Below are 18,260 nucleotides of genomic sequence, written 5' to 3'. Positions count from 1 at the left end.
ATGAACAAGACTGCACAAAATATATCCAGGAGAAATTTTATCAGGTTATCCGGCATGTCTGGCGCCGCGCTAACCATTGGGTTTTACCTGCCTGCTCTGGGTAAAGATGCAACCCGTATTATGCGGGGAGATATCGCCGACAGCATGGGTATTGCACTGAATGCTTTTATTTCTATAGATACATCCGGCAAGGTTACCATTTTTAACCACCGGTCAGAGATGGGGCAGGGCGCCTACCAGGTAGTGCCTCAAATGATTGCAGAAGAACTGGAAGTAAACCTGGACGACATCAACATCATATTCGCCCCGGGCAATGCCAAAAAATATGGCAGCCAGATAACGGGTGGCAGCTCCACCGTAAGGGGCGCTTATAAGCACCTGCTGCGTACCGGTGCATCGGCAAGGGAAATGCTGGTGCAGGCCGCCGCAGGCAAATGGAGCGCTGCCAAAGAAGATTGCTATGCGGAAAATGGCCAGGTGTTGCACCGCCCCTCCGGCAAAAAATTTGGCTACGGCGAGCTTGTGGAGGATGCTTCTAAGCTGGAGCCGCCAAAGAATGTGGTACTAAAACTTAGAAAGGATTACAAAATAATAGGCAAGCCTTTGCCCAGGCAGGATACCCCGCTGAAAGTAAACGGTAAAGCCGTTTTTGGGCTTGACAAAAAGCTGCCGGGTATGCTGTACGCTGTGGTGGAGCGCAGCCCCCGCTTTACCGGTAAAGTAAAAAGCTTTGATGATAGTGCTGCCAAAGCAGTAAAAGGTGTTAAGCATGTTATTAAAGTGCAGCGTGGGGTATTTGCCAACCTGCAGGAAGGGGTGGCTGTGGTGGCCGATAACCTTTGGGCTGCCATGCAGGGACGCAAGGCTTTAAAAGTGGAGTGGGATGATACAGGTTTTGAACACCTTAACACGGCCGAACTGTATAAACGGATGAATGAGGACCTGGAAAAGCCTTTTCTCTCCCAACGTACCGGCGGCAACTTTGACGGGGCTTTTGCCAAAGCCGCCAAAAAACTGGAAGCGGTTTATGAAACCCCTTACGAAAGCCATAGCTGTATGGAGCCGCTTAGCTGTGTTGCCCATTATCACGATAACAAGCTGGACGTATGGGGACCTATACAGGCGCCCGACTGGATACAGGACGATCTTTGCGACAGGTTTAAGCTAAAGCCTGAAGATGTTACGATTAATATGACGTTTTTGGGGGGTGGCTTTGGCCGTAAAGCCTTTACTGATTACCCTCATGAGGCGGCTGAAATATCCAAAGCTATTAATGCGCCGGTACAGGTGGTATGGACGAGGGAGGATGATACCACCCAGGGCCCCTTTAGGCCGGGTGCGGTATATGGCTGTAAGGCAGGGTTAAGCGATGGTGGCCGCATACAGGCTTTTCAAACCAAAATGGCGGCGCAGAACATGGGCCACCAAAACCCCGGTGCAGACAGGTCTTCTTACAACGACAGCACCACAGAAGGCTTCCTGGAATCTTACTTTGAATCCATCCCCAATTATAGTTTTGGCGATGTGCCCACAAAATCTCCCATACCTGTTATGTGGTGGCGTTCCGTATATTCTTCTACCAACGGTTTTGCTTTTGAAAGTTTTATGGACGAGCTGGCCATAGCGGCAGGTAAAGACCCGCTGGACTTCAGGCGCAGCCATCTTTACAATGAGCGTTACCAGAACCTTATTACCATCCTGGAGGAAAAGACCGGCTGGAAAAGCCGGTCTAAAAACAGCGGATGGGGCGTAGCCATTACCGAGTGCTTCCGCAGCATTGTTGGCGAAGCGGTTAAGGTATCAAAAGGCGCCGATGGTAAAGTAAAAATTGACAAAGTGGTGGCGGTTATGGATTGTGGCTGGTATGTAAACCCCGATATTGTAAAGGCGCAGGTAGAAGGCAGCATTATTATGGCGCTGGGCGCAGCCGTTACCCATGCCACACATTTTGAAGATGGCAAGGCAGTAGAGAAAAATTTTGACACTTACAAAATGCCGCGTATTACCGATACGCCAGATATTGAGGTACACATTGTGGAAAATGATGAGAAGGCCGGCGGTGTTGGCGAACCCGGGTTGCCACCGTTTGCCCCTGCATTGTGCAATGCTATATTTGACCTTACAGGCAAGCGCATACGCAAATTGCCCTTTAAACTTGAGGAAGTATAAAATTAGCAGTGGGGATTTTTTATGAGCCCGGCAATAGGAACTACTATGAGTCATCGTTGCGTCGCACTCGTGTACGGTTGGATACGCTACGCAGCTTTTCCCGCATTGTAGTTTTGTTTCTGCCGCCTTTGGCGACAGAAATTTTATGGCAGCACAGGTTGTTTAATGTTCTTTGTTCAAAGTTCAATGTAAGATAAAATAGAAGAAGCGCTGTACGCAAAGGGTGTTCCAGCGGAACACTTTGTGGGTAGAAGACATTTAGCATGCCAGCCTGCGTTCCGGAGGAACGCTTTGTGGTTGTATGCGTAGATCAGCATAAAATGTTGCCCCTGAAAATAAAGGGCGTTGCGCTTAAACTAACTGATTTTTTATGTTCAATGCTCACGTTAATTCTGTTTTCTACCCGGGTCTGAAAAGCCGCCATGAAAAACTGAACGATGAACGGATTGCGACGCAACAGGCGATGCCATGTAATACTGTCGCTGGTATTAAAAAACTGTCACCACTTAGATGCCGGAAGCCAGGACTTAAATAACAGCCTGTTCATAATTTTTTAAGTACATCGGCTTATATTAGCGGCGCAAGTAACACAGCCAGCTTATGAAATTGAAACATATTCTTTTTGCAACAGGATGTGCCGCGATAGTAGGTACAGCATTGTTTTCGTTTAAACCGCAGCCCCAGGATAAATTCGACCTGAAAGCCAGCATAGAACGCGGCAAAGAAATTTACAGCACACATTGTGTGTTCTGCCACATGGCCGAGGGCCAGGGCGTGGAAGGCGCTTTTCCACCAGTGGCTAAATCAGACTACCTGATGGCGGACAAGAAACGTTCCATCAAGGAAATTATTTATGGCGTAACCGGGGAAATGAAAGTGAATGGTGTTGTGTACAACGGCGAAATGAAACCAACAGACCTGAACGATACCGAAGTAAGCGATGTGCTGAACTTTATACGCAACTCTTTTGGCAACAAGGGAGAAGCAGTAGTGCCCACAGAAGTAAAAGCCGAAAGAAAATAAAAATCCGCCACTGGTTGAATCATCATCCACGTCATTCAATCAGTGGCATTTGCCCTCCTCCGTGTTTCCGTGGCAACATCTTTTATCTCACTTCCTGCATATCCACCAGGCGCTTGTAAATGCCGCCTTTTTTAAGTAGCTCATCATGTGTGCCCCGTTCGGCAATTTCACCTTTTTGCATTACAATAATTTCATCCGCATGGCGAATGGTAGAGAGCCTGTGCGCTATCACAATACTGGTCCTGTTCTGCATCATGTTGTTAATAGCATCCTGCACCAGCCTTTCGCTTTCGGTATCCAGGGAAGAAGTAGCTTCATCCAGTATAAGTATCGGAGGGTTTTTTAATACCGCCCTAGCAATGGTAAGGCGTTGCCTTTCTCCGCCACTCAGTTTGCTGCCCCTGTCGCCAATGTTGGTATTAAAACCCTCATCTTTGGCAACAATGAAGTTGTAGGCGTTGGCCACTTTTGCGGCATGCTCTATTTCCTCTGTGGTTGCATCAGGTTTGCCTAAAGAAATATTGTTGGCAATAGTATCATTAAACAGAATGGGTTCCTGCGTTACAATGCTAATCTGGCTGCGCAGGCTGGCCAGGGAATATTCTTTTATGTTCAGCCCATCTATCAATAGTTCCCCCGCCGTGGCATCATGAAAGCGTGGAACAAGGTCGGCAAGGGTACTTTTACCTGCGCCGCTACTGCCAACCAGTGCCACGGTTTTGCCTTTCGCTATCCGCAGGTTGATGTTATCCAGTATGGTAATTTCTTCGTAGCCAAAGCGTACATTTTTAAATTCTATACTGTCTGTAAAGTCGGTTAACTGCTGGCCGTTTACTTTGTCTTCAACGGTAATATTGGCCTTCAGTATTTCTTCTATGCGTGTAATGGCGGCTGTGCCTTTTTGCATGCTGTAAAAAGAAGAGGATAAAGATTTGGCCGGGTTTATAATCTGCGCAAACAACGCTATGTAAGCCATAAAACCGCTTGGCGTAAGGCCTATATCGCCACCGCCCAGAATTAGCCTGCCGCCAAAATACAGTATGCCGCAAAGCACTAACACACCCAAAAATTCAGACATGGGCGAAGCGAGGTCCCGTTTGTAATTCATTCGGGTTTTAATATCGGCAAGTGCGGCATTGGTTTTAAAAAAGTGGTTGCGCAATATACCCTCCGCGTTAAAGGCCTTTATAACACGCAGGCCGGAAAGTGTTTCATCCAAAGTGGATAACGCCTCCCCGTACTTAATGGCAGCCTGGTTGCCCGCTTTTTTTAAAGAGCGGCTAACCCTGCCTATAATAAACCCGGTTAATGGCAGAAACACCAGCAGGAACAAAGAAAGGTGCGGGCTTAAAAATGCAAGGCTGCCCAAAATGAAGATAATGTTGATGGGGTCTTTAATAAAGCCTTCCATGGTACCGATAACACTGCCTTCCAGTTCATTGGTATCGTTGGTCATGCGGCTGATGATATCGCCTTTCTTCTGCTCGGTAAAATAGCCGATGGGCAGTTGTAGTATTTTATTGTACAGGTCGTTGCGCAGCCTTTCCATAATCAGGTTGCGCATGGGCGATAGTACATAAAAGGTTAGGTAGAGAAAAAGGTTTTTCAGCAATATGCTTATAATAATAATAATGCAAATGGCGCCTAATGCATATGCAGTACCATGTGCATCTATTATTTTGGTAAGGTAAAAATTAAGCGTTTGTAACAGGTTGCCGGAGTTAAAACCACCAGATGGCAACTCGTGTACCCTTTTATCCGGGTTAAAAAGCAAATCAAGAAAAGGTATCAGCATACCCAGGGAAACGATGGAGAAAATAATGGAAAGTATGGTGAAAATTACATAGAGAACGATATTTCCTTTCAGTGGTGCCAGGTAAGTAAAAAGCCTTGAATATTTCTTCATTATGTTATAATTAAGCGCCGGGTAATAAAATGGCGCTGCTATAGTTCAATCATGTTAATTTTACGGCCTGTAAAGGTACAATTATGGAAGAAGGAAAACGTCAGAGGCAGGTAGCCGGTGTAATACAGGAAGAAATGAACGATATCTTCAGGCGTCTTGGCCTGAACATGATTGACGGAGGCATGGTATCCATCTCCTCGGTAAAAGTAACGCCGGACCTGCTGGAAGCAAGAATTTACCTCAGCCTGTTTAAGGTAAATGATGAAAAAGCGGCCATGAAAAAGATTGAGGACAGGGCATGGGAAATAAAAAAAGACCTTTCAGACCGCGTAAAACACCAGTTGCGGCGCATCCCGGTAATTCATTATTACCAGGATGATACGCTTGACCATGTGTTTAAAATGGAAGAACTCTTCAAGCAAATAAACAGCGAAGCTGGCGGCAACAAGCCTTCCGGCGAGGCATAACCCACAAATAGCAAGCTCTTGAACCTGTTGTTCGCCTGGCGGTATTTCAAATCTAAAAAGTCAACCAATGCCATCAATATCATTGCATGGATTAGTGTGTTGGCAATTGCCGTGGGCACCGCTTCTTTAATTATTGTTTTAAGCGTGTTCAACGGGTTTGAGAACCTGGTAAAGGGGCTTTATGGAGATTTTTATTCCGACATCAAAGTATCGCCTTCCAAAGGAAAATTTGTGCAGATAACAGATGCCAGCCTAAAAAAAATACAGGCCGTTGCAGGTATTGAAAAAACGAGCAGGGTAGTAGAGGAAAAGGCCGTACTGGTAAATGGTGAATCGCAATCTATTGTCTTCTTAAAAGGGGTTGATGAAAATTACGGAGATGTAAACAAGCTTACCGCCCACATTATAAGGGGTAATTACCGGCTGGGCGTTACAGATACCCCATTGCTGGTGGTAGGCGCCGGTATTGAAAACGCCGTTCGGGCAGACCCCGAGGGACTTAGCAACGGGCTTGTTATTTACCTGCCCAACCGGAGTGCTGTTAATTATACGGGCATAGAAGATGCCATGAACTCCTACGAGGTTAACGTAGCCGGCACTTTTATGGTGCAGCAGGAGTTTGACAACAAATACGCTTTTACCAACCTGGATTTTGTACAGTATATGCTAAGCCTTAAGCCAGACGAATACAGCGGTCTTGAAGTGCATGTGGCCGACCCCGAAAAAATGCCATTGTACAAAGAGCAGATAGAAAAAGTATTGGGCCCTTCCTTTAAAGTACAAACCCGCTACGAGCAAAACCAGGGCCTGTACAGCATCATGCAAATGGAAAAATGGGTTATCTACGGCATCCTCTCCCTGATATTGGTAGTGGCCGCTTTTAATATGATTGGCGCTTTAACCATGCTGGTGCTGGAAAAGCAGAAAGATATCGCTGTGCTTAAAGCCATGGGTGCTACCAACAGCATGGTGCAAAAAATATTCCTGAGCGAAGGGTTTGTACTGGCCGGTATTGGAGGTATTGCCGGCATGCTGGTGGCATTGCTGGTTTGTTTTTTACAAGTTCATTTTCACCTTATTAAGCTGGAAGGCGGCACTTTTATCATTAACTATTATCCCGTGCAGTTATCCGTGTTCGATTTTTTGCTGGTGGGAGCCACCGTTACGCTGGTTGCCATTGCCGCCGCCTGGATACCGGCACGCAAGGCCGGCGCACAGCAATTTTCTTTAAAAAGCTAAGACACAGCTACTTACCCAATTTTATCACCTGGGCAGTTTGCTTTACAGTTTGTGGTTCAATGGGTTTAAATTGCTACTTTCATGCTAATTAATGCTTCATGAAAAACGCCTTGGCCTGGTTGATATTATTGCTTTATGTACTATTGATTGCCTTATTATGGTTTAACAGCAAAAACCCTTCATTTAAAGATATACCGGTATTGTATTTAGCAGGTCTTGGCCTGGCACTCCTGAATGTATTTATTGGCAGAAAAAAACAATATGGTAAACCCTTTGGCCTGCTTAACCTGGCTTTTTTTGTACTTTGCCTGGTGCATTTGTTTGCCGTATATGGGTTGCTAAAAACAATTTTTAAAGGCTGATGGTAAGGTAATTATGAGGGTAAATGGTAGGGGGTGCCCCCAAGCTATCGCAAGGGGTCGGGCAGAACTGCGTTCGCAACCTTCGTCAAAGCAACATTTAGTTACTTTTTCTCGGTTGTGCTCATACTCCGGCACAAGGCCCATGCACATTGCCCTCACCGGGGTAACCGCTTCAATCCCTCACCCTCAGGTGTAGCCGGTCGCCTTTTTTAAATACCCGTTGCTGGGTTCAGAATTGTAGCTGATATTGGTGGCTTAAGAATACAAAGAGGGTAGCCCTGAAAATAAAAAAGCCTTGCAAATCAATGATTTACAAGGCTGTTCAAGCAATAGTTGCTGTAGGGGTAGGAGTCGAACCTACACGGGGCAGTTAGCTGTAGTACAAAGTCCGGTGGTCAACCCCGGTCTTCCTTGCGGAAGGCTCTATGCTACGTTTATCCTGTAATCCCCACCCCCGAGACGAGAGGGCATGTCTGCCAAAAGTTTCATCACCCCACAGTATAAAAGAACCTTTTTCTTTATTGGAAGTGCAATATTAATAAAAAGATTCTTTTCATTGCAAATATTTCAATAAAAAATTTGAATTTATCGAAATTATTCAATAATTTGGTTTTTTCGTTAGAAAATTTACACTTAAAACCAAAAATATACCTGTGAAATTAAATCTGGACAAGCTGGATTTTCAAATAATCCAGGAAATGATGGAGAATGCTGAAATCTCCTATGCCGACCTGGGAAAGAAGCTTTTTGTATCAGGCGGTACTATACATGTACGCATTAAAAAGCTGCAGGAATTTGGGATTGTTAAAGGTACAAGATTAAATGTAGATTTAAAAGCTTTAGGCTACGATGTTATCGCTTTTATCGGCATTTATCTTGAAAAAAGCTCCCTTTACGATACCGTTGCCAAGGATTTGCGGAAGATTCCTGAAATAGTGCGGCTTAACTACACAACCGGCAACTACAGCATGTTTGCCGAAATTGTTTGTAAAGACATACAGCAACTGCGCTATGTACTGCACGATGAACTGCAAAAGATTAAAGGGATAGAACGTACCGAAACATTTATTTCGCTGGAAGAAAGCTTTATGCGCAATGTGCAGGTAACCGGCGCCGGGGAATAAGGCCGGGGCTTATATCTTACCCCTTACATTAAGCGCATCCCGCAACCCATTGCCCAACAGGTTAAAAGCCAATACCAGCACCATAATCGCTATGCCGGGCGCCAATGCCAGCACTGGGTTGCTGGTGATGATGAAATTATAATTTTCTTTTATCATCAGCCCCCAGCTTGGTTGCGGTGGTTGTACGCCTACACCCAAAAAACTCAGCCCGGCCTCAATAACAATGGCTGAAGCAAAGTTACCCGCGGCTATTACCAGTACGGGCCCCAATATATTGGGCAAAATGTGCACAGCGATGATACGAGCCGGGGAAAAGCCCAGTACACGTGCCGCATCCACATATTCCAAATCCCGCACGGCCAGCACCTGCCCCCGTACCAGCCTGGCCACATTTACCCACATGGTAAGCCCCACTGCTATAAAAACCTGCCAGAAACCTTTACCAAGCAATAAGGTAATGGCAAATACCAGCAGTAACACCGGTATGCTCCATACAACGTTTATCAGCCACATGATCATATTGTCTGCTTTGCCCCTAAAGTAACCGGCAACAGCCCCTAAGAAAATACCTATGGTTAGCGAAATAATCACGGCTATCAGCCCAACGCTCAGGCTAACACGCACACCTACAACCAGCCGGCTTAAAATATCACGCCCAAACTTGTCTGTACCCAGGTAAAACTTTTGCTGCACAATATTGGCCGCGGGTGCAGGTACACTCAATCTCTCGGTTACCCCTTCATCAATATATTTTTCGGCAATAATGCTGTCCGCTATTTTTTTATAGGAAGAAACAGGTACGTATTCATACACATCAGGTTGACCGTTAATTAGTTGCGAAAGAAAATGTACAGTCTCAGTATTTTTTTTATGCCGTAAAAAGTATATGCTGAACCCGGGTTTCTGATTAGCTATTTCAGGTATAATGCGGTTGGCGTAAGGTGATTTATCCGGGGCGATGTAGTATGCAAAAACCGCTACAATAACTGCCAATAAAATAACTGCCAGGCCGGCTACTGCGCCGCGGTTTTTGCGCAGCCTTTTCCAAAAAGCGGTATTGTAAAACGTGGTGGTTGGCACGGGGACAAGATACCAAATAAAATTGCTCGCCTGCGGCGATAGTCAAATAGTGGAAGGGATAAGCAACTATCCCAAAAATCTATCCGGGTCTGAAAAGCTGCCCAATGAACCAAACGATGAAAGTAGTGCGACGCAACGATGTATCATTGAAAAACCGGACGTCCGACACCAAAAAATTAAGCGGCATAGGCTGTACATGTGGAAAATATTCTGCCTTTTGCTTGTACAACTGCTGTCTTATTTTTAATCAAAACGCATTGTATTACAACGGTTTATTAGCTATTTATGTTAAAGGAATGGAAACATTACCGCCCTCACTGAATTTATGTATGCTATTTGTGCTTTTATTTCTCAAAACATAGTTTATGGAAAAAAGGCAAAAATTAGAACTGATTGAGAAAATGGTACGTGAGCTGGATGACCTGAAAAATAGCCAGACAGCCGTACTGAAAAAAATTGCACAGGTAGAAGCTGAAAATATTAATGCCGGTGTGGGTATTCTTGACCAGGAACTCCCGGATATTCATGAAAAGGCAGATACAAGTTTAGAAAGCCTCTCTCAATTGCTTGACAAGCTTCAGCAATACAGGGATGAGTTTGTTAAAAAGAACAATCTTGAACCTGTTGAAGCGTGATAATTTGCAGCAGCCGGCTAATCGCCGGCTGTTGTTTTTCCAATCTCATCTTCAATGGCGGGCTCCGGCGCCGGGTGCTCTGCATTATATTTTTCACTCTCCTGCTTAAAACGTGCTACCAGGAATAACAGCAGAACAGTAGCCCCAATGCCAACTGCCCAGGGAAATCTGTCATCCATAGCCGCCGTATTCAATTTACCCTGCCTGCTAAGAATATACATTTGTGTAACACCAATGGCATTATTAATAAAGTGCGCCAATGCATTTAGCCAGAAGCTTTTACTGTAATAATAAATGTAGCCCAGCAACATGCCCAGGAACATGCGGGTTAAAAAACCATAATATTCAAAGTGCATAAGGCTGAATAAAATGCTGCTGATTAATATTCCGGCAAATACATGGCGGGTTAGCCCGATCATTACTGGTTGGAGGCAGGATCTGAAGAGTAATTCCTCGGCGATGGCTGGCAGCAGGGCAATCAATACCAGGGTTATAAGGTAATCGGCAAAACCCCTCATGTTGGCAATAGCCATTACATTGTTCATGTATGTTTCCTGCGCGGCCTTAAATCTTTTCTCCAGCGATTTGCTAATTGGTATAAGCTCATTTACCTGCGCCAGCATGGCGCCAACATAAACAGCGGAAAAGGCAATAACCACTACAAAAAAAACCTGGCGTATGTTAAACGAGTGTGTTGCACCCAACTGAACAAATGGCTTTTTCCGGTTTACTATCATGGCAAAAGCCAGGGCAGGCAATGCAAAGCCTACCAGGGCGTTCAGTAGCGACAGTATTCTTACAAGTCCCACGTTATTTGCATCGCGGAAAAGGGTTTCGATATTAGTGCCGGGAATTGCAAATACAACTGCCAGCACTATTACACTGCCTACTATCAATCCCCCGCCAACCAATCCCAATACTATAGCCAATTGGTTCCAGTAACCCATTCTTTGTTGCCCGTACATCTAAATAAATTATAAGCCGTAAATTTGCGATTCTTTTGTAATAACCCGCCATTTTATTGGCTTATTGAGCAAGTTTTTGTTTAAATGGTTAAAATAGGCAACATAACGCTTCCTGAGTTTCCGCTGCTGCTCGCTCCCATGGAGGATGTGAGCGACCCGCCTTTTCGTGCCGTGTGCAAAGACAATGGCGCCGACCTGATGTACACGGAATTTATCTCCAGTGAAGGGTTAATACGCGACGCCATTAAAAGCCGCCAAAAGCTGGACATATTTGACTACGAACGGCCGGTAGGCATACAAATATTTGGCGGTGACGAAGAAGCTATGGCGTTGAGCGCTAAAATTGTGGCTGCCGTTGACCCCGACCTGGTGGACATAAACTTTGGATGCCCGGTAAAGAAGGTGGTTTGCAAAGGCGCAGGCGCAGGGGTGCTGAAGGATATTGACCTGATGGTGCGTTTAACCAAAGCGGTGGTAAATTCAACTGACAAGCCGGTTACCGTTAAAACCCGCCTTGGTTGGGACAGTACCAGCATTAACATAGAAGAAGTGGCGCAGCGCCTGCAGGATGTGGGTATAAAAGCACTCAGCATTCATGGCCGCACCCGTGCCCAGATGTACAAGGGCGAAGCCGACTGGAGCCATATTGCCAAAGTAAAAAATAACCCCCGCATACAGATACCCATTTTTGGCAACGGCGATATTGACAGCCCGCAGAAAGCACTGGAATATAAGAACCGCTATGGTGTTGACGGCATAATGATTGGCCGTGCGGCCATCGGTTATCCCTGGATATTCAGCGAGGTAAAGCACTATTTACAAACCGGTCAATTGGCCGCTCCGCCAACTATTCAGCAACGTGTGGCCGCTATTAAAAAGCATCTGCAAAAAAGCATAGAATGGAAGGGGCCTGTGCTGGGTATACTGGAAATGCGCCGCCACTACACCAATTACCTCAAAGGCTTTCCCCACATAAAAGAATACCGCAACCAGTTGGTAACGCTAAAAACGCTGGAAGAAATTGAAGGCATTTTGGAGCAGGTGGTTAGCCGTTACGATGGCTTTTTGCCCGAAAGGCAGGTGGTAAGCTTCTCCTCTTCGCAACTGGAAGAGTGCACGGTTTAACCTTATCCCACATTTTTTTGGTGCCGGACGTCCGGTTCCCTGTGGCGGCCCGGTTGCGTCGCACTACGTTCATCGTTCTGTTCATTGGGCAGCATTTCAGGCCCTGGTAGAATGGGAATATTAAGCCGAGCAAGTCACTAAGTCATTGAGCCAACAAGTCAAAGAGGTGAGGTATAAGGTGTTGGGGGAAAAACTTGTTCCCGATATTTAGCTTCAGTCGGCAACGATATCAACAAAAAGCCCCCAGTTACCTGAGGGCTTCTATTAAAAGATTCTTTCTCCGTTAAATCATCATCCTTAGTGGTTCTTCCAGCAGGCTCTTCACTGTTTGAAGGAACGCTGAACCTGTAGCGCCATCCACTACACGGTGGTCGCAACTAAGTGTTACTTTCATTACATTGCCAACTACAATCTGGCCATTTTTAACCACGGGTTCCTGCGAAATACCACCCACGGCCAGTATACATGCATCCGGCGGGTTAATAATCGCGGTAAATTCTTCAATACCAAACATGCCCAGGTTGGATATGGTAAATGTGCTGCCTTCCCAATCTGAAGGTTGCAGTTTTTTATCTTTTGCTTTCTGTGCGTAATCTTTTACTTCTGCGGCTATTTTGCTCAGCGGTTTAGTATCTGCAAAGCGTATAACCGGTACAAGCAAACCTTCATCCACAGCAACGGCAACGCCTATGTTTACGTGGTGGTTAATGCGTATTTTATCGCCAAGCCAGCTACTGTTTACTTTAGGATGTTGCTTAAGCGCTACGGCCACAGCTTTCAATACTAAGTCATTAAAGCTGATTTTTACTTTACTTACTTCGTTGAGCTTTCCACGGGCAGCCACGCATGCATCCATGTCTATGCTCATGGTTAAATAGAAGTGCGGCGCGGTAAACAGGCTTTCACTTAAGCGGCGGGCAATGGTTTTACGCATTTGGGAAACAGGCACTTCTTCAAAGCTTACTTCACCTGCAGGTGCAGCCGGGGCTTGTGGTTTAGCTGCTGCTTCTTTACTATCCGCTTGTTTGGCGGGCGCCGGGGCGGGTTTGTAACTGTCAACATCGCTTTTTATAATCCTGCCATTATCACCACTGCCCTTTACATATTTTAGGTCAACACCTTTTTCTTCTGCCAGTTTTTTAGCCAGTGGAGATGCGATGATCCTGCCTTCATTTACTACCTGTTCGGTAGCGGTTTCTGCCTCCTGCTTTGCCGGTGCTGCCGCGGGTACCGCACTGGCTGCCGCCGGCGCTACGTCGCCATCGCCTTTTTGAAGGTCTTGTTTGTCTTTTGCAACGGGTGCGCTGCCACCGCCTTTTACAGCTTTTACAATTCCATCAACGTCAAGCCCCTCTTTGCCTATTATGCACAGTAAATCGTTTACCTGTATTTTTTCGCCGGCCTTGGCGCCCTGGTACAATAGTGTGCCTTCCTTGTAGCTTTCCAGTTCCATCGTGGCCTTGTCGGTTTCTATTTCGGCCAGTATCTCTCCCTTTTTAACGCTATCGCCAACGTTTTTGTTCCAGGCGGCAATTACACCCTCTGTCATGGTATCGCTAAGGCGTGGCATTAAAACCACTTCATCCATTTTGGAAACATCGGCTTTTGGTGCTGCTTCTTCTTTGGCCGGGGCAGCCGCTTCAGCTTTGGGTGTTTCTTTGGCTGGTTTTTCTTCGGCAGGCTTTTCTTCTTTGGGTGCTTCGGTTTTGCCATTGGCGCCGCCGTGCTTTGATAACAGGCTGCTGATATCTTCTCCCTGCTTGCCAATAATGGCCAGCAGGTCGTTTACCTGTAGTTTGCCACCATTATCTGCCCCCAGGTGAAGCAGGGTGCCCTCCTGGTAGCTTTCCAGTTCCATTGTAGCTTTGTCAGTTTCTATTTCGGCCAGCAGATCACCCTTTTTTACAGGGTCGCCAACCTTTTTATGCCAGGCCGCAATAACTCCTTCGGTCATGGTGTCGCTCAGTCGGGGCATTAAAATCACTTCAGCCATAAATCAATATCTGGTTAAGATGATAAATTATTTTATGGTGGCAAGCTGCTTGTATAAGCCAGTTTTTTTGCGGCAGCCTGTCCCCTTTTAAACCGGGATTTTACTGTTTTTGCACCAGTAGCCTGATGCGAAAATTGAGCCGTGAAATTACAGTAAAATGATATAGTTACAAGAAGTAGTATAATTTTTATATAACTATACGTTCTGCCTGCTTGTTCTTTATTTAACCATTAATAACTTTTACAGTTTTATTGACGGCCATTTGGAATAAATTTGAAGGATAGCTGCTCGTAAACCTGCCTGAAAGCAGCATAATTTTTCTGTTGTAAAACTACCTGCTTACTATGCAAAACCTTACGGGTAATGTGCCGGTGGTGGCATTGATAATAGAGGATGAGCCTATACAAAGAATGGTGCTGGAAAAATATTTTCGTCATTGCGGCGTAGAAGCTTTTAGTGCTTCTAACGGCCACACAGCGCTGTGCATACTAAAAGAAGACTTTGGCATTAACCTGGTTGTATGCGATTTGCATATGCCTGCTATGGATGGTTTTGAGCTGATTGAAGAAATTAATGAATTGAAGAAAAGCAGGCAGCAGCCATTACAGCTTATTATTATTTCCACTGAGGATAAAAATGATTTTTACCGGTTGGTACCTGGCAACGAGGTGTATACTTATCTTCAAAAACCGTTTACACCTGAAGCAATATGGCGTTTTATAGATGTTGTTAGTTAAATAACTGCCTAAACCTGGCCAATGAGCATAAAAAAAATCCTGTACCGCTTTCTATTGTTTGCATTTTTGACTGTTATTACACAAATTGGCGGTATTGTTTTTTTGGTAACCTTACTATTTGGACACAGTATTGCAACTTTAACCCAAAGGCCATATTTACGAAGGTTAGCTAAGTTTTCTGTTTTCCTGGTTTTGTATGGGGTGGCCACCTTTTTTCTTGTGCCCCCCATAGCCAAACAATTTGGGCGGGTTCCACTACCAATATTTAGAAAACATAACCTGGGGCCACTTACTGTTTTTACCTGTTTGCTAAACCGGCATTATGTACAACCGGAATTAAAAACAGCAGTGATGGATGTAGCAGATAAAATGAATATGTTATCTCCAGGTAGTAAAGTTAACTACCTGGATGCCGGCTTTCCGTTTTGTGATGGCTTTCCTTTATTACCTCATCTTAGCCATAACAACGGCAAAAAGCTTGACCTTGCCTTTTGCTATGTTAACCTGAAAGGTAAACCGCTTGATGACGCAGCTACTTTTTGGGGTTATGGTGCCACGGAAATGCCGAAAGCCGGGGAAACGGATATGCCTGGGGAATGCGCAGACCGTGGCTACTGGCAATACAGTTTCTTAAAAAGCCTGGCTGTAAGAAAGCATGGGTTTTTATTAGATGAGAAAAGAACAGCAGCTTTGATTAATTTATTTGCTAAAGAGCCGCCGGTGGAAAAAGTGTTTCTTGAGCCACACCTTAAACAGCGGATGAAACTAACCAGTTACAAAATAAGATATCATGGTTGCCAGGCTGTAAGGCATGATGACCATTTTCATGTGCAGTTAAATTAACGGGCATCATCTACCCGGGGCTGAAAAGATGCCATGAAATACCTGGCGATGAACGTAGTGCGACGCAACGATGCTTCATTGAGGAGCCGGACCCCTGTCACCAAAAATTACAAAAAGCCTACACCCGCTTGATATCGGCGCCGAGCCTTCTTAACCGTTCGTCAATGTATTGGTAACCACGGTCTATTTGCTCTATGTTCTGGATAGTGCTTTTGCCTTCGGCGCTAAGGGCGGCTATTAAGAGCGCCTGGCCGGCACGTATGTCGGGGCTGCTCATGGCAATGCCCCGCAGCGCCTGTTTGCGGCCAAGGCCGATGACCGTGGCGCGGTGGGGATCGCACAGGATGATTTGGGCACCCATATCAATAAGTTTATCTACAAAGAAAAGGCGGCTTTCGAACATTTTCTGGTGTACCAGCACACTGCCTATGGCCTGAGTTGCCACTACTAACACTATACTTAACAGGTCTGGCGTAAACCCTGGCCAGGGATGATCGTACACGGTAAGGATGCCGCCATCGAGGTAGGTGCTTATTTCATAACTATCCTGGGAAGGGATGTAAATGTCGTCTCCGCGAAACTCCATTTGAATGCCCAGTTGTTGAAATTTTTCGGGTATTACACCGAGGTGTTCAAGACCTGCGTTCTTAATTGTTATTTCGCTTTGCGTCATGGCTGCCATGCCTATGAAGCTGCCCACCTCAATCATATCCGGCAACATGCGGTGTTCTGTGCCCCCTAAATAATCCACCCCTTCAATAGTAAGCAGGTTGCTGCCAAGGCCACTTATTTTAGCGCCCATGCGGTTAAGCATTTTGCATAACTGCTGCAGGTAAGGTTCGCAGGCAGCATTGTAAACGGTGGTTACACCTTTGGCCATTACGGCGGCCATTACAATATTGGCTGTGCCGGTAACCGAAGGCTCGTCAAGCAGCATGTATGTACCGGTAAGGTTGGGCGCTACCAACTGGAAGAAATTGAGTTCATCATTGTATTCAAAACGGGCGCCCAGTTTTTGAAAACCGATGATATGGGTGTCCAGCCTGCGGCGGCCAATTTTGTCGCCACCGGGCTTGGGTATGTATGCTTTTTTAAAACGGGACAGCATGGGGCCGGCAATCATTACACTGCCACGCAGCCGGCCGCTTTTTTTGCGGAAGGCTTCAGAACCCAGGTAATCTACATCAACATTATCTGCCTGGAAAATGCAGGTATCCCGTTGGGGGCGTTCTACTTTAACGCCAAGTTCTATCAAAAGTTCTATCAGCAGGTTTACATCAAGAATATCGGGGATATTGGTAATGGTAACCTTTTCAGGCGTAAGCAATACGGCGGATATGATTTGCAAAGCTTCGTTTTTGGCGCCCTGCGGAACAATTTCGCCACGCAGTTTTTTGCCGCCCCTAACTTCGAATGAAGACATAGACTTTTGTTGAAAGTTGAGAATTGGTACCTGCGAAAATATAGTTTACCGGCAATATATAACAGCAGCAATACCGGCGCACAAAAAAGCCGCCTGTTTAAAGACGGCTTTTTGTTTATAGCTGCAATCAATCAGTCTTGTTTTTAGTAGTCGCCCAAAGTTTCAGGCAACTGTGCAAGTGCCTTGGCCAATTGGTCGTTATTTGGCGCAATGCCGTGCCATTCGTGAGAGCCCTCCATAAAATCAACACCTTTGCCCATGGCTGTTTTCATCAGAATGCAAACGGGTTTGCCCTGTCCGGTTAAACCTTTTGCTTTTGCCATAGTAGCAATAACATCATCCATATCGTTGCCATCCATTTCAAGCGTTAACCATTTGAAGGCTTCAAATTTCACCCTCAGGTCGCCCAGGTCCATTACTTTGGAAGTGGGGCCGTCAATCTGCTGGCCATTCCAGTCAACAGTGGCTACCAGGTTATCAACTTTGTGGTGGCCGGCAAACATGATGGCTTCCCAATTCTGGCCTTCATCCAGTTCACCATCGCCATGCAGGGAATAAACCAGGTGACTGTCATTATTAAACTTTTTGGCAAGTGCGGCGCCAATGGCTACACTCATACCCTGGCCCAGTGAACCACTGGCAACACGGATGCCGGGCAGATGCTCGTGAGTAGTAGGGTGGCCCTGCAGGCGTGAATCTATTTTTCTGAAAGTAGAAAGTTCTTTTACATCAAAATAACCGCTGCGGGCAAGTGTTGAGTAAAACACCGGGGAAATATGGCCATTGGAAAGGAAGAAAATATCTTCACCAACACCGTCCATGTTAAAAGCAGGATTGTGCTGCATTACATTAAAGTAAAGTGCGGTAAAAAAATCTGTACAGCCCAGAGAGCCACCGGGGTGGCCGCTTTGTACCGCGTGTACCATTCTTACGATGTCTCTTCGTATTTGAGAGGCTATATCCTTTAGTTCTGCAACTTCTGCCATCAGTAGTTAATTTTAGGAGCACAAATCTAAGGGAAAACACGTATCAATTACCAGTTTGCAAAAATGTAATAAGGTTATATTGCTACCTATTACAAACAAATGCTCATTAGTATTTTCGTGAAGTTTATTTTCTGATTTAAGCAACGTTGGCTAATGTTTTGCAGTCTTGATTTATTTTTTATC

The 18,260-nt window shown here is 45.5% G+C and carries 16 protein-coding genes; 10 read left to right on the top strand and 6 right to left on the bottom strand.

The features are described 5' to 3' along the window. Entirely contained in the window at nt 1-2,169 is a 2,169-nt protein-coding gene (locus F0364_RS10890) for a xanthine dehydrogenase family protein molybdopterin-binding subunit (protein ID WP_153797803.1), read from the top strand. A gap of 600 nt (nt 2,170-2,769) precedes the next feature. Continuing rightward, nucleotides 2,770-3,192 carry a c-type cytochrome gene (locus tag F0364_RS10885; protein ID WP_153797802.1) on the top strand — a complete coding sequence of 141 codons (423 nt, stop codon included), beginning with the start codon at nt 2,770-2,772 and terminating at the stop codon, nt 3,190-3,192. 82 nt (nt 3,193-3,274) lie between these two features. Here the strand turns inward: F0364_RS10885 and F0364_RS10880 are convergent, their stop codons facing one another. Continuing rightward, nucleotides 3,275-5,098 carry an ABC transporter ATP-binding protein gene (locus F0364_RS10880; RefSeq protein WP_153797801.1) on the bottom strand — a complete coding sequence of 608 codons (1,824 nt, stop codon included), beginning with the start codon at nt 5,096-5,098 and terminating at the stop codon, nt 3,275-3,277. Between the two features lie 83 nt (nt 5,099-5,181). Between F0364_RS10880 and rbfA the strand changes: the two genes are divergently transcribed. The 4 genes from rbfA (at nt 5,182) to F0364_RS10860 (ending at nt 8,290) form a co-directional block, all read left to right on the top strand. Further along, on the top strand, nt 5,182-5,565 hold the full coding sequence (rbfA, locus tag F0364_RS10875; RefSeq protein WP_153797800.1) for a 30S ribosome-binding factor RbfA: 384 nt from the start codon (nt 5,182-5,184) through the stop codon (nt 5,563-5,565). 18 nt (nt 5,566-5,583) lie between these two features. Next, nucleotides 5,584-6,804, top strand: coding sequence for an FtsX-like permease family protein (locus F0364_RS10870; protein ID WP_153797799.1), 1,221 nt, complete (start codon nt 5,584-5,586; stop codon nt 6,802-6,804). A gap of 98 nt (nt 6,805-6,902) precedes the next feature. Further along, a complete protein-coding gene (locus tag F0364_RS10865; RefSeq protein WP_153797798.1) occupies nt 6,903-7,166 on the top strand; it encodes a hypothetical protein in 264 nt (87 codons plus the stop codon). A gap of 653 nt (nt 7,167-7,819) precedes the next feature. Continuing rightward, entirely contained in the window at nt 7,820-8,290 is a 471-nt protein-coding gene (locus tag F0364_RS10860; protein ID WP_235921056.1) for an Lrp/AsnC ligand binding domain-containing protein, read from the top strand. Nucleotides 8,291-8,299: 9 nt separating this feature from the next. On the opposite strand, the gene F0364_RS10855 is transcribed toward F0364_RS10860, so the two are convergent. Next, nucleotides 8,300-9,370 (bottom strand): ABC transporter permease, encoded by a 1,071-nt coding sequence (locus F0364_RS10855; RefSeq protein WP_153797796.1) that lies wholly within the window; start codon nt 9,368-9,370, stop codon nt 8,300-8,302. A 365-nt stretch (nt 9,371-9,735) separates the two neighbouring features. On the opposite strand from F0364_RS10855, the gene F0364_RS10850 reads away from it, so the two are divergent. Then, a complete protein-coding gene (locus tag F0364_RS10850) occupies nt 9,736-10,005 on the top strand; it encodes a hypothetical protein (protein ID WP_153797795.1) in 270 nt (89 codons plus the stop codon). A 17-nt stretch (nt 10,006-10,022) separates the two neighbouring features. Here F0364_RS10850 and F0364_RS10845 read toward each other — a convergent pair whose 3' ends face one another. Then, nucleotides 10,023-10,970, bottom strand: coding sequence for a CPBP family intramembrane glutamic endopeptidase (locus F0364_RS10845; RefSeq protein WP_153797794.1), 948 nt, complete (start codon nt 10,968-10,970; stop codon nt 10,023-10,025). 84 nt (nt 10,971-11,054) lie between these two features. Here F0364_RS10845 and dusB point away from each other — a divergent pair, with 84 nt between their 5' ends. Next, nucleotides 11,055-12,095 (top strand): tRNA dihydrouridine synthase DusB, encoded by a 1,041-nt coding sequence (gene dusB, locus F0364_RS10840; protein WP_153797793.1) that lies wholly within the window; start codon nt 11,055-11,057, stop codon nt 12,093-12,095. 283 nt (nt 12,096-12,378) lie between these two features. Here dusB and F0364_RS10835 read toward each other — a convergent pair whose 3' ends face one another. Beyond that, nucleotides 12,379-14,088: a pyruvate dehydrogenase complex dihydrolipoamide acetyltransferase gene (locus F0364_RS10835; protein ID WP_153797792.1), complete on the bottom strand. Its 1,710-nt coding sequence runs from the start codon at nt 14,086-14,088 to the stop codon at nt 12,379-12,381. A 344-nt stretch (nt 14,089-14,432) separates the two neighbouring features. Between F0364_RS10835 and F0364_RS10830 the strand changes: the two genes are divergently transcribed. Then, nucleotides 14,433-14,825: a response regulator gene (locus F0364_RS10830; RefSeq protein WP_153797791.1), complete on the top strand. Its 393-nt coding sequence runs from the start codon at nt 14,433-14,435 to the stop codon at nt 14,823-14,825. A gap of 21 nt (nt 14,826-14,846) precedes the next feature. Continuing rightward, the gene (locus F0364_RS10825) at nt 14,847-15,668 is read left to right on the top strand and encodes a M74 family metallopeptidase (protein ID WP_153797790.1); all 822 of its coding nucleotides are present in this window, start codon (nt 14,847-14,849) and stop codon (nt 15,666-15,668) included. 118 nt (nt 15,669-15,786) lie between these two features. Here the strand turns inward: F0364_RS10825 and murA are convergent, their stop codons facing one another. Both murA and F0364_RS10815 read right to left on the bottom strand, forming a co-directional pair. After that, nucleotides 15,787-17,091, bottom strand: a complete 1,305-nt coding sequence (gene murA / locus F0364_RS10820; protein ID WP_153797789.1) for a UDP-N-acetylglucosamine 1-carboxyvinyltransferase — start codon at nt 17,089-17,091, stop codon at nt 15,787-15,789. A gap of 143 nt (nt 17,092-17,234) precedes the next feature. Next, nucleotides 17,235-18,077 (bottom strand): transketolase, encoded by an 843-nt coding sequence (locus F0364_RS10815; protein WP_153797788.1) that lies wholly within the window; start codon nt 18,075-18,077, stop codon nt 17,235-17,237. Nucleotides 18,078-18,260 lie beyond the last annotated feature (183 nt).

Origin of the sequence: Foetidibacter luteolus (genome assembly GCF_009650435.1) — a bacterium.
Classification (GTDB): domain Bacteria; phylum Bacteroidota; class Bacteroidia; order Chitinophagales; family Chitinophagaceae; genus Foetidibacter; species Foetidibacter luteolus.
This window is presented reverse-complemented; position numbering and strand designations above follow the sequence as displayed.

Excerpts from the sequence above, each read along its gene's own strand:
- F0364_RS10850 (WP_153797795.1), top strand. The coding sequence starts at position 9,736 with ATGGAAAAAAGGCAAAAATTAGAACTGATTGAGAAAATGGTACGTGAG.
- F0364_RS10815 (WP_153797788.1), bottom strand. The coding sequence starts at position 18,077 with ATGGCAGAAGTTGCAGAACTAAAGGATATAGCCTCTCAAATACGAAGA.
- F0364_RS10890 (WP_153797803.1), top strand. The coding sequence starts at position 1 with ATGAACAAGACTGCACAAAATATATCCAGGAGAAATTTTATCAGGTTA.
- F0364_RS10865 (WP_153797798.1), top strand. The coding sequence starts at position 6,903 with ATGAAAAACGCCTTGGCCTGGTTGATATTATTGCTTTATGTACTATTG.
- dusB (WP_153797793.1), top strand. The coding sequence starts at position 11,055 with ATGGTTAAAATAGGCAACATAACGCTTCCTGAGTTTCCGCTGCTGCTC.
- F0364_RS10845 (WP_153797794.1), bottom strand. The coding sequence starts at position 10,970 with ATGTACGGGCAACAAAGAATGGGTTACTGGAACCAATTGGCTATAGTA.
- rbfA (WP_153797800.1), top strand. The coding sequence starts at position 5,182 with ATGGAAGAAGGAAAACGTCAGAGGCAGGTAGCCGGTGTAATACAGGAA.
- F0364_RS10880 (WP_153797801.1), bottom strand. The coding sequence starts at position 5,098 with ATGAAGAAATATTCAAGGCTTTTTACTTACCTGGCACCACTGAAAGGA.
- F0364_RS10830 (WP_153797791.1), top strand. The coding sequence starts at position 14,433 with ATGCAAAACCTTACGGGTAATGTGCCGGTGGTGGCATTGATAATAGAG.
- F0364_RS10885 (WP_153797802.1), top strand. The coding sequence starts at position 2,770 with ATGAAATTGAAACATATTCTTTTTGCAACAGGATGTGCCGCGATAGTA.
- F0364_RS10835 (WP_153797792.1), bottom strand. The coding sequence starts at position 14,088 with ATGGCTGAAGTGATTTTAATGCCCCGACTGAGCGACACCATGACCGAA.
- murA (WP_153797789.1), bottom strand. The coding sequence starts at position 17,091 with ATGTCTTCATTCGAAGTTAGGGGCGGCAAAAAACTGCGTGGCGAAATT.
- F0364_RS10825 (WP_153797790.1), top strand. The coding sequence starts at position 14,847 with ATGAGCATAAAAAAAATCCTGTACCGCTTTCTATTGTTTGCATTTTTG.